We start from the raw sequence: 13,517 nt of genomic DNA, 5'->3' as shown, positions 1-13,517 counted from the left end.
GGCTGTTCTCTCCCGCTTCGCGCCCGTCACCCCTGGGCGATGTATTTTGTGACCAGATACGCCTCCAGACCCTCGATCCCGCCTTCGGAGCCGTGGCCGCTTTCCTTGACCCCGCCAAAGGGAGTTTCCGGGCCGGTGAGAATGGAGAAGTTGATGCCGATCATGCCCGCCTCCAGCGCATCGCCGATGTCGGCGGATGTGCGGGCCGAGCGGGTGTAGGCATAGGCGGCCAGGCCGTAGGGCAGCCGGTTAGCCTGGGCGACCACTTCGTCGAAGCTGGTGAATCGCTGGGTCACAGCAACCGGCCCGAACGGCTCCTCGTTCATGATGCGGGCCGTGTCCGGCACGTCGGTGAGAACCGTGGGCCGCCAGAAATTACCGGCGCCGCCTGGCCCTTCGCCACCCGTGGCGAGCCCGGCGCCGTGGGCCTGGGCGTCGCCGATGAACTCGCCCATCGCCGACAGGCGCCGGCCGTTGGCCAGCGGCCCCATGTTGGTCGCGGGATCAAGGCCGGGTCCGATCTTCAGGCCCGCCGCGTGGGCCGCGAACTTCTCGACGAACGCGTCGTGAACGCTGTCGTGCACATAAAAGCGGGTCGGCGCGATGCAAATCTGACCGGCGTTACGGTACTTGGCCGCCGCAGACAGCCGCGCGGCCAAATCCAGGTCTGCGTCGTCGAACACGATCACGGGTGCGTGCCCGCCGAGCTCCATGGTGGAGGGAATCATGCGCCTGGCCGCCAGTTCCGCCAGATGTTTGCCCACGACCGTGGAGCCGGTGAAGGAAATCTTGCGGATCACCGGCGATGTGATGAGGTAGGTCGAGATATCCGATGGTACGCCGAACACCACGTTCAAAACGCCCTTGGGCAGGCCGGCGTCATCCAGAGCCCGCGCCAGCTCCAGACAGCTCCCCGGCGCCTCTTCGGCCGGCTTGATAATGACCGGGCATCCCGCCGCCAGGGCCGCCGCGATTTTGCGGGCGGGGATCGTGGTGGGAAAGTTCCACGGCGAGAAGGCCGCCACCGGCCCGATGGGCTCCTTGAACACCATGTGGCGCACGCCCGGATGCTTGGACGGGACGATGCGGCCATAGGCGCGGCGCGCCTCCTCCGCATACCACTCGAAGATATCGGCGCAGGCGAAGGCCTCGCCCGAGGATTCGCCGATCGGCTTGCCCTGCTCGCTGGTGGTGACGGCGCCGATGTAGCGGGCGCGCTCGCGCATCAGGGCCGCGGCGGCTTTGAGTATCTTCGCCCGATCATAGGCCGAGGTTCCGCGCCAGAGGGGGAACGCGGCCTCCACCGCCGCCAGGGCCTCATCCAAGTCGGCGGTCGTCGCCATCGGCGCCTCGGCGATCGCCTGGCCGTTGGCGGGGTTTAGAACCGGCTGCACGTCGCCCGCGCCGCCCATGCGCCAGCGACCAGCGATGAACAGCTTGGGCGCTGGATATTCAAAGGTGTCCGTCACGGCGTTTTCCCACTCCTATGGGCGCAATTGGCGGGCGAAGCCGCCCCCATGTCAAGAACAATCAGACGTCTGTCTATTAAGCCCATTTGTCCAGCGCGGCGATCCGCTCCAGCCAAAGCGGCAGAACCTCTGGATTGCGCACATGGGGCGGCGGCTCCCCCCTCAGCGCGGCCAGGGTGTTGGCGGCGGCCGTTTCCGGGATCGCTGCGTAAAGCTCGGCCGAATGGCCCACGTCATGGGATGTGGCGATCACCTGGGGATGTCGTCGCAGGGGATGGTCGGCCGACGGTGGCTCCTGCTCCCAGGTGTCTATGGCCGCGCCAGAGAGGTGACCGGCGTTCAGAGCCGCGATCAGGGCCGCCTCGTCCACGCAGCCGCCCCGGCCGATGTTGATGAGCGCGGCGCCCGGCTTCATCCTGGCGATGGCCGCCCCATCGATGATGTGTCGCGTCTCGGGCGTCAGGGTGACCAGCACCAGAAGCACATCGGATCGCGCCATCAGATCGTCGAAACCGGTCAGGGCGACGCCGTTCCCGGTGGCGATCCCTGCGTCCACATAGGGATCGTGGGCGATGAGCTCACAGCCCCAGCCCGCCAGCCGCCGGGCCACGCCTTGGCCGATGCGGCCAAGGCCCAGCAGGCCGACGACCGAGCCCCGGACCAGATGGCCTGAGTGCCCCATCTTCCATTCGCCCGCCGCCATGGAGGCGGTTTTCTGCGGCATCCGCTTGCGCAGGGCCGCCACCAGCATGGCGCCCGCCTCGGCCATGCCCTCGAAATTCTCCGCCATGGCGCCGTGCGCCACCACGATCCCCAGTTCGCTGGCGGCCGTTACATCGATATGCTCCACGCCGATGATGGGCGAGGTCGCCACCCTGACGCGCGGTGAGGCTTCCAGCACCTGCCGTGTCAGGCCCACGCCCCGGAACGTGCCTAGATAAGCGTCGGCGGCCGGCGCGAACTGTTCGATCAGCTCCGGCGTCCAGCCCGCCGCGTCGGCGGGCAGCCTGTCAATGACGCAGCCGGCGGCCGCAAGACGCTCGATCGCGCCCTCATGGGGCCCCATTGTGGCGGTCGTCACGATGCGCCACGCCATCGATCAGGCCTTCCTTTCGGGCGTCTGCAGCTTGTGATAGCCCTGCTGCTTGCGCGCTTCGGCCAGGCCCATACCGGACAGGATGGCGTCGCGGATCCGGCCCTCGGCCACATCGATCGCCTCGGCCGTCGCCAGCACCTCGTCCTCGCGGTCGCCGGGAATGACGACCACGCCGTCGGAGTCGCCGCGCAGGATGTCGCCGGGGCGTACGCGAGCGTCGCCGATGTTGACCACAGTCTGCACAGCCTCCAGCTGCACCCGGTCCTTGCCGGTGCGCATGGAATAGCTACGGCTGTAGAGGGGATAGCCCAGGTCCAGCGCCAGATGGGTGTCCCGGCAGGCCCCATCGATCACCGTGCCGCCGATGCCCCGGTTGTGGGCGTAAAGGGTCATGATGTCGCCCCACACGGTGGCGTCTGGGCGACCGCCGTTGTCGATGGCCACGATCGCGCCCTCAGGCACGTCGTCGATGAAGTCGCCCACGGTCCCGTCGGGTCCCGCCGGCGCGTAGGCCAACGTGAAAGCGCGACCGGCGAGGCGGAACTTCTGGTCCAGCGGCTTGACACCGAGGCACTGGCCGGCGATGCCCAGCTTGTCTAGGGCATCACTGAGGGTGGCGGTCTCCAGACGCGCGGCGCGCTCGACGTTCCGATCGGTCATGCGGGCTTCTTTTCCAGCAGATGTTCATAGTTCGCGCCCATAACGGCGCTGACGGGATTTCCGGCCAGGACCGCTTTGGTCATGGCGGCCTCTTTGGCGGCGATGTTTTCGGCGGCGTCCAGAACAGTCTCGATCGAGGCGGCCGGCACGAAGGCCGCACCGCTGGAATCGGCGACCACCCAGTCGCCGTCGCTGACAGTCTGGGCGCCGACCGTGATCGGCCCGCCGGTCTCCGCCTCGTGGATACGCCCACGCGCCGTGCGGGCCGTGGCGCCGCGGCCATAGACGGGAAAGCCGATGTCGGCGGCCTCGTCCACATCGCGGGCCAGACCCTCGACGATGACGCCGGAAATGCCCCGACCCCGGCTGGCGTTGGACAGAATGCCGCCCCATCCGGCGCATTCCACGCCGGTCTTCTGCTCGACCACGATGACGGCGCCGACTTCCGCGCCGTCGATGGCGGTGGTGCACAGATGTCGGGGCGGCGCCTCCGCCGGCGGCTTGCCCGCCGCCAGCCGCACGGTCGTGACCCGACCCGATATGCGCTGGCGCACAGACAGGGGCCTCAGCCCTGTCACCGACGACGGCAGGCCCAGGTGATCCAGCGCGTCGGACACGGCGCAGGCGTCAAGACGCGCCAGACGCTCGGAAATGGGATCGCTCATACTCAGCCTTTCCGGTCCCAGGCCACAAAGCCGTTCGCCGTGCCCGTGCCCGCTTCGGAACGGTAGCAGGGCACATAATCCACAAGTCCGCCGGACAGGTCCGTCTCGAACAGACAGCCCGCCGCCGCGATCCAGTTCTTCAGTTCTGAGGTGCCCGACTGGAACCATTCCTCGCCGATGCCGCACAGCATCTCCGAGTCCCGCGCCTCGATGGCGTCGATGATGCTGCGGTCGAACGGCTCGTCGATAACGAAGTGGCTCATGCCGCCCGAACCGAATACAGCCACGCGGGCGTCCGAGTCCCAATCCCGGATCGCCCGGCCCACCGAACGGCCGAACTCGAACATGCGCCGCGCCGGCGGCTGGTTGGGGGGGAAGAAGGTGTTGGCGATCAACGGCACGTTGGGGATGACCTTGTCGCGCATGATCTGGCGATAGATGAAGCCGAAGGCGTGGCCGATGCCGCTGTTCCAGTGCCCCGGATGCTCCGGCAGGCGCGACGAGCGCGCCACGTCGAAGCCGTCGCCCATCGCCTGGCGGATGAGACGGTCAGCAAGTTCCGGATGCCCCGGATATTCGGTGCGCTGCGGCGGGTTATGCCCCCACTCGGCGGCGTGGATGCCCGGCGCCATCTTCTTGGCCTGCTCCTCGGACGCCGGCTCGTTCCAGATGGTCGGACCGTTGAATACGGTTAAAGCCGGGATCACATCGTCCAGGAACAGCTCGCTCTGATCGTTGCCGAAGATCACCGCCACGTCGGCCCTCGCCGCCTCGAAGGCGTCCGCCATTCGCTCCACTGCCGCGCGGCAGGCGCCGTGGCGACGCGTGCGCTCTCCAAGCGTCGCCTTCTCGCCCAGATTCTCGTCCTTGCGCAGCTCCACCAAGGCGGGAAAACCGTAGGTCTTTCCCCGGAACGGATGATCCTTGCGCGCGTGGTCGGCCGGCAAGCGCAGCAGCCACTCCTCTGGCGTGGTGGACAGGGTCGGACCGTGGGTGGTCCACATACCCAGAACAATCTCGGCCATGACGGCCTCCCTTGGTTGCCGTCACTAGACGTCCAGCTCGAACACGCGCCGTGCGTTGTCCTCGAAGATTTTCTTCTTGTCAGCGTCGCTCAGGAAATCGAACCTGGCGATGGTCGGTGCGATATGGTCCATGGTGTGATCGTGCCCCTCCAGCACCTTGGAGCCGACGCCGGGGCATTCCGAACCGAACAGACACTGGTCCACGCCCACAGTCTCGATCAGCAGGCGCAGCGCGCCTTCGGTGTAGAGCACCGTGTCGTAGTACAGTCGCCGCATGCCTTCGGAGAAGGTGCGCTTCACGCCCGGACGGATCGAACCGGCCTCGAACCGGCCCAGTTGATAAGGAATGGCGCCGCCACCGTGGCTGACCACGATCTTCAGATCGGGGAAGTCGTCCAGCACGCTGGAGTTCACCAGATTGAAGACCGCGATCGTCTCCTCGTTGATGAAATGCAGACTGTAGGGCGAGCGATCCGAGCGCGAACCCGTCGCATGGATATGCGCCGGCACGTCCAGCTCGCACAGCTTCTCGTACAGCGGATACCAGTAGCGATCGCCAAGCCCGGGTCCGTCGGTGCGGGTGTTCTCGTAGGGGTCAGGGTTCAGCAGCACGCCCTTGAAACCCAGATCGTTGATGCAGCGATCAAGCTCGTTGAAGGTGTTCTCGATCGGCTCGCCCGCCACCTGGGGCAGGCCGCCCACGCCGATGAAGCGATCCGGAAATAGCTGGGTCTGGCGATGGATGATGGTGTTCGTCTCCTCGACGAACCAGTGCACCACCCTCCCCGGCTCGAAGCTCGACATCATCTGGAACGGTCGAGGCGAAATCAGCTGCATGTCCGTGCCGTGCCGGTCCAGCATGTCCAGGTGGCCGCAGGGCGCCATCTCAACCTTGTTGACCGCGCGGCGGATGTCGTCATCACTGACCTTCACCCCGCCGCGACCGTGTGAACCGCGATGGGAAAGCACCGAAGCCTTGTAGGCCCACAGCTCGGCCGGGGCGCTGACGTGGCCGTGACAGTCGATGATCATTCCGTTTCCTCGCCTGATTGCTCCCGAAGCCATGCCGGGCTGCGGATAACACACACACCAGACAATTTGCACAGACGTCTGTACATTACGGCTGTGACCGGTGGCAAGCGCCATCGCGGCTCAGGCAGTCACGTTTTCAGGATCACGCCCCTTTGCAGGACAGATAATAAGAAACGACATGCGATGTAACGTCGCCACCCCGAATCCCGCAGTCCGCCCCACGTTCGGGGCCACCCGACTTCCACAGGCCCCGACATTTCCCTTTGCATTAGATCAGACGTCTGTTCATATTGCCGACGCCGCGTTCGCGTACGCCCCGGGAGACGACAATGACTAGCAAGTCCGCCACTCGCGCCGCCACGGCCGTCGAGCCGCGCTCGGAAGCCGTCGGCGAGACCTTCCTGGCTCTGCTGAAGCAGAAGGGCGTCGACCATCTGTTCATCAACAGCGGCACCGACTCCGCCCCCATCGCCGAGGCCTACGCCCGCCAGCATCTGTCGGGCCTCGACTTCCCGACTCCGATCATCGGCACGCACGAGAACCTCGTGGTGGGCATGGCTCATGGCTACACCATGGTCACGGGCAGGATCCAGGCGGTGATGGTCCACGTCAGCGTGGGCGCCGCCAACGCCGTATGCGGGGTGATGAACGCACGACGCGATGAAATCCCCATGCTGTTCATGGCCGGACGCACGCCCCTGTTCGAGAAGGGCCCGCTGGGCGCCCGCTCCGGCGCCATTCACTGGGCCCAGGAAATGTACGATCAGGCGGGCATGCTGCGCGAGCTGGTCAAGTGGGACTATGAACTTCGCAGCGGCATCAATGTGGATGAGGTCCTGGACCGGGGCCTGGCTCTGTCGCAGGCGGCGCCCGCCGGGCCGGTTTATCTGACCTTGCCGCGCGAGGTGCTGGCCGAGCAAACGCCGCCGGAACCCGTCGAGTCCCGCCCTCCCGCCGTGCCCGCCGCGCCGGCGCCGGTCCCCGCCGATATCGACGCCCTCGCCGACCTGATAGAATCCTCGCGCTGCCCCATCCTGGTGACCTCGGCCAGCGGCCGCGATCCGTCGACCGTGGAACCGCTGGCGGCGCTTTGCGAACGCTTCGGCATCGGCATCGTGGAGGCCAAGTCGCGCTATGTCTGCGCGCCGGCCGATCATCCCTACCACCTGGGCCAGGCTGTCCACCCCTATCTGGGCGATGCAGATCTGCTGATCTGCCTGGAAAGCGAGGTGCCTTGGCTGCCCGGCACGCGCGAGCCGCGCCCAGAGACACGCATCGTCCACATCGGGGCCGACCCTCTTTTCCGCGACTATCCCATCCGCAGTTTCCGGGGCGAGCGGTTCATCACCGGCGCGGCCGCCCATGTACTGGGCCCGCTGGCCCAGGCGCTGGAGGCGGTGAGCTCGGACGAAGGGAACGAAGCCCGCCAGGCTTCGGCCGCCCGTCTCGCCTCGACCCGCGCGGAGCGGCGCGCCAAGCGGCTGGCGCCTCTGATGGCCGAGCCGCGCATGACCAAGGACTGGCTGAACCATTGCCTGAACGAGGCGCTGCCGGACGACGTCATCGTCGTCAACGAGTACTGGGTCGACCGTGAAATCTATGACGCCAGGCGACCGGGCGGCTTCTTCATGCACTCTCCGGCCGCCGGGCTGGGATGGGGCATGCCCGCCGCCGTGGGCGCGGCCTTGGCCGCCCCGGATCAGCCCGTAGTCTGCACCCTTGGCGACGGCGCCTATCTGTTCGGCAATCCGGGCGCCTGCCATCAGGCCATCGCCATGCACGAAGCGCCGTTGCTGACCATTCTGTGCAACAACGCGCGCTGGGGCGCCGTGCAGAGCTCTACCATCGGCGTCTATCCCGAAGGCCACGCCGCACGCGGCCCCAAGCCAGCGCCGCTCAGCGACCTGCGGCCGGTTCCGGACTTCGAGAAATACTGCGAGGCGTCCGGTGGTTATGGGGAACGCGTCACCGACGCGGCTGCCCTGCCCGACGCCATCCGCCGCGCCCTGACGACTGTGCGTGAGGAACGGCGACAGGTCCTGCTCAACGTCATCTGCGAGTGATGTCGACCGGCGAGACCGGTCTGCCGATGCCCAGGCGGATTCAGGCGATCATCGCCATTTCGCTCGGGACGGCGCTGCTGGTGGTGGACAACGCCGTCTCCATTGTGGCCCTGCCCACCATCGCGGCCGATTTCGGCGTCCCCGCCTCGGCCAGCGTGGCCGTGGTGGTGGTCTATCAACTGGTCCTGCTGATGGCGATATTGCCGTTCTCGGCCTTGGGAGACCGCATTGGACACAAGCGCCTGTACCAGTCCGGCCAAGCCGTATTTCTCGCCGCGACGCTTGTCAGCGCCTTCGCCGTTGATCTGCCCATGCTGCTCGCCGGACGCGCGGCCCAGGCGTTCGGGGTCGCCGCGGCGCTCAGCGTCAGTTCGGCGATGCTCCGGCGCATCTACCCCGCCAGTAATCTCGGCCGCGGCTTCGGAATCAACAGCGTCATCATCGCGTTCTCCGCGGCCCTGGCGCCCACGCTCGGCGGCCTGCTTCTCGGCCTGGGGGTCTGGCGATGGGTGTTCGCCGCCGCAGCCCCCTTCGCCATCCTCTCGCTCGTCCTGGGCCGCAGCCTCCCGGATTCGGCGCCGGGGACGGCGCCCTACGATCTGAGCGGAGCGGTGTCGTGCGCGCTGGTGTTCGGAGCGGTCATCGGCGGTCTTCAACTGCTGGCCCAGGGGGGGCGGACAATGATGGCCGCCGCACTCACCATCGCGGGCATGGTTGGCGGGTGGCTCTTCATTCGACGCGAGCGAACGAGGCTCAACCCCACCCTGCCGGTGGACCTGCTGGGGCGACCCATCTTCGCCCTGTCGGCGCTGGCCGCGCTCGGCGCCTTCACCGCCTCGCTGTGCTTCAGCCTGTCCCTGCCCTTCCGCCTGGAGAATGTGCATGGCTTCTCGCCCCCACAGGTGGGGCTGATGATGGCCGCTTGGCCGCTGGCGATGATGGCGGCCGCCCCCGTCGCCGGATGGCTTTCTGATCGCGCCCCAAGAGGCGTTCTGGGCGGGACGGGGATGATCATCACAGCCGCAGGACTGTGCCTCATGGCTATCACCCCCGTCGACGCCGGGGTGTTCCGCCTGGGGCTGCCGCTGGTGCTGGGCGGCGCAGGATTCGGCCTGTTCGTGGCGCCCAACGCGCACCAGATTGTCGGGTCCGCCCCGCCCCATCGCACCGCCTCGGCCGGCGCCATCATATCCACCACCCGGCTGGTAGGGTCCGCACTTGGCGCCACCATCCTGGCAGGCCTGTTCTGGCTGGGTCTGGGCGAAGGACCGGCGCCGAGTCTGGCCGCCGCAGCCTGCGTCATCGCGGCGGCTGTCTGCAGCTTCGCCAACCTCCTCTTCGCCCGCAATCCGAAGCACGGGAAAAGGCAGATCGACCATGCTCCGCTATGATGTCCTCATCGTCGGTTCCGGCCACGCCGGCGCCCAGGCCGCTATCGCCCTACGCCAAGGAAACTACGCCGGTTCGATCGCGATTGTGAGCGCCGAAACCGCCCCGCCCTATGAGCGCCCACCTTTATCCAAGGACTACCTGTCGGGGGCGCGCACCTTCGACGACATCCTCATCCGCCCCGCCGATTTCTGGAGGGAGCGCGACATCGTCCTGCTGCCAGGGCGCGCGGTGCAGGCCGTTGACGCGGACTCCCGATCCGTCGTCCTTGAGGGGGGCGAGCAGCTCGGTTACGGCATTCTGATATGGACGGCTGGCGGGGTCGCCCGGCGTCTGGACGCGCCGGGCGCGGACCTGGACGGGGTTCTGAGCCTGCGCCACCGGGCCGACGCCGATGAACTGATCCGGCGGATGCCCGACGTGCGCGATGCAGTCATCATCGGCGGCGGCTACATCGGCCTCGAGGCGGCGGCCGTTCTGACCCGGGCCGGCAAATCAGTCACCGTTCTGGAAGCGCAAGACCGCGTTCTGGCCCGCGTGGCCGGCGAGCCCCTGTCTCGGTTTTACGAAGACCGCCATCGGGCTGAGGGCGTGGACGTTCGCCTCAACGCCCGGATCGCGGCGATTGTCGGCGAGAACGGCCGGGTATCGGGCGTCAGGCTCGTCGAAGGCGAAACCCTGCCAGCCCAGCTCGTGATCGTCGGCATTGGCCTTGTTCCTACGGTCAAACCCCTGGTCGACGCGGGCGCGGCCGGGGACAACGGCGTAGACGCGGACGCTTTCTGTCGAACCTCCCTGCCCGGCGTCTATGCGGCCGGGGACTGCGCCGCTCGGGTCCATCGCTTCAGCAACGGCCGCCGCGTGCGCATCGAGTCAGTCCAGAACGCATCGGACCAAGCCGCCGCAGCCGCGCGCCATATCTTAGGCGAGCCCAGGTCGTCCGAGGCTCCGCCCTGGTTCTGGTCGAACCAGTATGACCTGCGTCTGCAAACCGTCGGCCTGTCGAGCGGCCATGATCAGATCATCCGTCGCGGAGACCCCGCCTCCGGATCCTTCTCGCTGGTTTATCTCCGGCAAGGACGCGTGATCGCCCTGGATTGCGTCAACGCCGCGCGAGACTTCGCCCAGGGGCGCAGGCTGGTGCTGGACGCGGCCCAGGCGGATCCCGCCCTTCTGGCCGATGTCGCCGTTCCTCTGAAAACCCTCATCGACGCCTGAAAAGGTGTGACGTCTGCCGATGAATCTTGCCGAGCGGCGCCAGAGCGCTGATAGTCAGGGTTCGCGGATGGCGTGTCCTCTGCGTTCTTTCAAAAATCATCGGCGTCCGGCCGAGAGGTCCATATTGGTCAAGCGCACTCCGCCGAAGGTCGAAAGCCAGAGCGTCGACGCCCTCTACAAGCGACCGGGCTTCATGCTCCGGCGCGCCCACCAGATCAGCGTCTCCCTGTTCATGGAACAGGCCGTGTCCTTCGGGGTCACCACCACGCAGTACGGGGTGCTGGTGATCCTGCGGTGCTACGACAACCTGGATCAAATCGGCCTGTCGAAGAAGGTCGGGCTGGATCGTTCCACCACTGGACTGGTGATCAAGAAGCTGGAGGCCGATGGGCTTGTGGTGCGGATCGAGGACCCGGCCGACCGGCGCCGCAAGATCATCGTTCTGACCGCCAGGGGCGAACGCAAGCTTGAGGAAATGCGCCCGGCGGCCGCCCGAGCGCAGGACATCGCCCTGTCGGCTTTCACACCCGATGAAGCCGACCAGTTCCTGCTGTTGCTCGGCAAGTTCGTGGACACCTTCAACGGCGTGACCCGCGCGCCGATCATCGTGGACGGAGAGGACGTATAAGCCCCTTCCGCCCCTAGGCGACGCCCCGACCATCGACCCCTAGCGGCGACGGCCGTAGAACGGCGCGCCTTCGACGATCACTTCGGGGGCGTCCTCGGCGAAACCGTACAGATCCAGCGTGCGCGCGCCCTTGCGCAGTTCGGCGATCTTGCGCGCCTCATCGGCCTCGCGCGCCTCGCCGGCTTCAACGGCGCGTTCGGCTTGATCAGCGGGCACGACCACAACCCCGTCGCGGTCGCCCATAACCAGATCCCCGGACCGGATCACGACCTGGCCCATGCGCACTGGCGCTCTGAGCCAGGCCACGGCGCCGTAGTCCTTGCCCGTCCCCCGAATGCAGACACCGTTCGAAAAAACCGGGAAATCCATGAGCGACAGGCCCGCCGTGTCGCGGACGCCGCCATCGATCACCAGACCGCCCAGCCCTCGCGCCATGGCGGCCTCGTTGAGGACGTCTCCCCAGTACCCCGCTTCGGTTCCGCCGCTGACGTGCACCACCAGCACGTCGCCTGGTGCAGCGTGATAGAGCGCGTGGTGAATCTGAAGGTTGGACAGCGGCGGACAGTGAACCGTGAAAGCGGGACCGCACAGTGTCATCTGCATTGTCACGGGCTTGATGGAAGACGGAAGGGCGCCGATTCGCCCGGCGGCCTCATGCAGGGTGGCTGCGCCCAGACCGCGCGCCCGCGACAGCAGTTCCGAGGAAAAGGTCATGATCGCTCCATTTGCCGTTCCGTCGATTTGGCAACGCTTGATCGTCGCTTAATCAGACGTATGCATACATAGATAATCCACCGACGACCATACCTGCACCCTTCCACGTCGCCAACGCCTGGCCTTTCAAACGCAAAGGGAATGATCCGGTCGCTCTGCCAGCGGAGAATAGGCAAGGGATTGACGGAACCTCGTCGACGGCTTGCCCAAAAGAGGAATTGAACAGACGTCTTTCTATTGATATTGGAGTTCCAGCGCGCCAGCTTCAGGCGCACCGCGCTTCAGGGCGACGACGACCCTCGACGGAGACATTGGGCATGGACATCGCGATCATCGGGGGCGGAATTGTCGGACTTGCGCTCGCCCTCGGGTTGCACAAGCGGGGCGTTAGGGCGCGTGTATACGAAGCCGCCCCCCAGGTGCGGGAGGTCGGCGTCGGCATCACCCTGTTGCCGCACGCCATGCGCGAGCTCTCCGCGCTCGGCATTGATGACAAGGTCCGCGCCGCGGGCGTCGAGCTTCAACGTAGCGCCTTCTATAATCGCTTCGGCCAGCGCATCTACGCCGAGGACCGGGGCCGCGCCGCGGGCTACCCCTATCCCGAGGTAAGCATCCACAGGGGCAAACTGCACAACCTTCTATTTCAGGAAGCGCTGGCGGCGCTCGGTCCGGATCGCATCGTCACCGACCGCCAGCTCGCCTCCCTGGAACAGGACGAGGCCGGCGTGAAGCTGACCTTCCGGGACTCACAGGGTCAGACACTTCCCGCCGTTAAAGCGGATCTGGCGATCGGTTGTGACGGCGTGAATTCGGTCGTGCGGAAATCGTTCTATCCGAAAGACACCGTGGTCTTCACCGGCATCAACACCTGGCGCGGCGTGACCCGCCGGCCGCCGATCCTGGACGGGCGCACCTATCTGCGCGTCGGGTCAATCCGCACCGGCAAGATCGTCATCTATCCCATCGGTGACGATGCGGACGGCTCGGGGAACCAACTGATCAACTGGGTCGCCGAGATCGAGCGCCCCACCTCCGAACGCAACGACTGGAACAAGGGCGGCCGGCTGGAGGACTTCCTGCCGGTCTATGAAGACTGGAAGTTCGATTGGCTGGATGTGGGCGAGCTGATCCGCAATTCCGGGGTGCTGCTCGAATACCCCATGGTCGACAAGGATCCTCTGGACCGGTGGACCTTCGGCCGCGTGACGCTGGCCGGTGACGCCGCGCACCCCATGTATCCGCGCGGCTCCAACGGTTCGGCCCAAGGGTTGATCGACGCGCGGACCCTGGCCGACCTTCTGATGACCCACGACGACCCGGCAGCCGCGCTGAAAGCCTACGAGGCCGCACGGCTTGCGCCCACCAGTCATGTGGTGCGCACCAACCGCACCTCGCCACCGGACATCATCAATATTCGGGTCGAAGAGTTGACGGGAGACCGGCCGTTCGACGACCTGAACGAGTACATCACCCAGGACGAGCTGCGTCAGCTGTCCGACCAGTACAAGCGCATCGCCGGCTTCGCCACCGAAGATGTCGCCAAGGCTTAACAGAAAAG

Annotated in this window: 12 protein-coding genes; 5 read left to right on the top strand and 7 right to left on the bottom strand. The window is 66.6% G+C overall.

Features of this window, described 5'->3' with window-relative positions; translation table 11 throughout:
• Positions 1 to 26: 26 nt before the first annotated feature.
• From IWC96_RS05390 to IWC96_RS05365, 6 genes are all read right to left on the bottom strand, one after another.
• Positions 27 to 1,469, bottom strand: coding sequence for an NAD-dependent succinate-semialdehyde dehydrogenase (locus tag IWC96_RS05390; protein WP_196838539.1), 1,443 nt, complete (start codon positions 1,467 to 1,469; stop codon positions 27 to 29).
• A gap of 76 nt (positions 1,470 to 1,545) precedes the next feature.
• Complete coding sequence (locus IWC96_RS05385) at positions 1,546 to 2,550, bottom strand: NAD(P)-dependent oxidoreductase (RefSeq protein WP_196838538.1); 1,005 nt, start codon at positions 2,548 to 2,550, stop codon at positions 1,546 to 1,548.
• Positions 2,551 to 2,568: 18 nt separating this feature from the next.
• Complete coding sequence (locus IWC96_RS05380) at positions 2,569 to 3,225, bottom strand: RraA family protein (protein ID WP_196838537.1); 657 nt, start codon at positions 3,223 to 3,225, stop codon at positions 2,569 to 2,571.
• Complete coding sequence (locus tag IWC96_RS05375) at positions 3,222 to 3,890, bottom strand: RraA family protein (protein WP_196838536.1); 669 nt, start codon at positions 3,888 to 3,890, stop codon at positions 3,222 to 3,224. The genes IWC96_RS05380 and IWC96_RS05375 overlap by 4 nt, the downstream gene beginning before the upstream one ends.
• A 2-nt stretch (positions 3,891 to 3,892) precedes the next feature.
• Positions 3,893 to 4,915: a hypothetical protein gene (locus IWC96_RS05370; protein ID WP_196838535.1), complete on the bottom strand. Its 1,023-nt coding sequence runs from the start codon at positions 4,913 to 4,915 to the stop codon at positions 3,893 to 3,895.
• Positions 4,916 to 4,939: 24 nt separating this feature from the next.
• On the bottom strand, positions 4,940 to 5,947 hold the full coding sequence (locus IWC96_RS05365; protein ID WP_196838534.1) for an amidohydrolase family protein: 1,008 nt from the start codon (positions 5,945 to 5,947) through the stop codon (positions 4,940 to 4,942).
• A gap of 329 nt (positions 5,948 to 6,276) precedes the next feature.
• Between IWC96_RS05365 and IWC96_RS05360 the strand changes: the two genes are divergently transcribed.
• From IWC96_RS05360 to IWC96_RS05345, 4 genes are all read left to right on the top strand, one after another.
• On the top strand, positions 6,277 to 8,010 hold the full coding sequence (locus tag IWC96_RS05360) for a thiamine pyrophosphate-requiring protein (RefSeq protein ID WP_196838533.1): 1,734 nt from the start codon (positions 6,277 to 6,279) through the stop codon (positions 8,008 to 8,010).
• 26 nt (positions 8,011 to 8,036) lie between these two features.
• Positions 8,037 to 9,401 carry an MFS transporter gene (locus IWC96_RS05355; protein ID WP_196838532.1) on the top strand — a complete coding sequence of 455 codons (1,365 nt, stop codon included), beginning with the start codon at positions 8,037 to 8,039 and terminating at the stop codon, positions 9,399 to 9,401.
• Positions 9,388 to 10,617 carry an NAD(P)/FAD-dependent oxidoreductase gene (locus IWC96_RS05350; RefSeq protein WP_196838531.1) on the top strand — a complete coding sequence of 410 codons (1,230 nt, stop codon included), beginning with the start codon at positions 9,388 to 9,390 and terminating at the stop codon, positions 10,615 to 10,617. Before IWC96_RS05355 ends, IWC96_RS05350 begins: the two co-directional genes overlap by 14 nt.
• Positions 10,618 to 10,741: 124 nt before the next feature.
• Positions 10,742 to 11,245 (top strand): MarR family winged helix-turn-helix transcriptional regulator, encoded by a 504-nt coding sequence (locus IWC96_RS05345; protein WP_196838530.1) that lies wholly within the window; start codon positions 10,742 to 10,744, stop codon positions 11,243 to 11,245.
• 39 nt (positions 11,246 to 11,284) lie between these two features.
• Here the strand turns inward: IWC96_RS05345 and IWC96_RS05340 are convergent, their stop codons facing one another.
• Entirely contained in the window at positions 11,285 to 11,959 is a 675-nt protein-coding gene (locus IWC96_RS05340) for a 4-carboxy-4-hydroxy-2-oxoadipate aldolase/oxaloacetate decarboxylase (protein WP_196838529.1), read from the bottom strand.
• 317 nt (positions 11,960 to 12,276) lie between these two features.
• On the opposite strand from IWC96_RS05340, the gene IWC96_RS05335 reads away from it, so the two are divergent.
• Positions 12,277 to 13,509 carry a flavin-dependent oxidoreductase gene (locus tag IWC96_RS05335; protein ID WP_196838528.1) on the top strand — a complete coding sequence of 411 codons (1,233 nt, stop codon included), beginning with the start codon at positions 12,277 to 12,279 and terminating at the stop codon, positions 13,507 to 13,509.
• Positions 13,510 to 13,517: the final 8 nt, after the last annotated feature.

Origin of the sequence: Brevundimonas sp. BAL450, assembly GCF_015767455.1 — a bacterium.
GTDB classification, from domain to species: domain Bacteria; phylum Pseudomonadota; class Alphaproteobacteria; order Caulobacterales; family Caulobacteraceae; genus Brevundimonas; species Brevundimonas abyssalis.
Note: the sequence above shows the minus strand (reverse complement) of the source record. Positions and strands in the feature narration are given on the sequence as shown.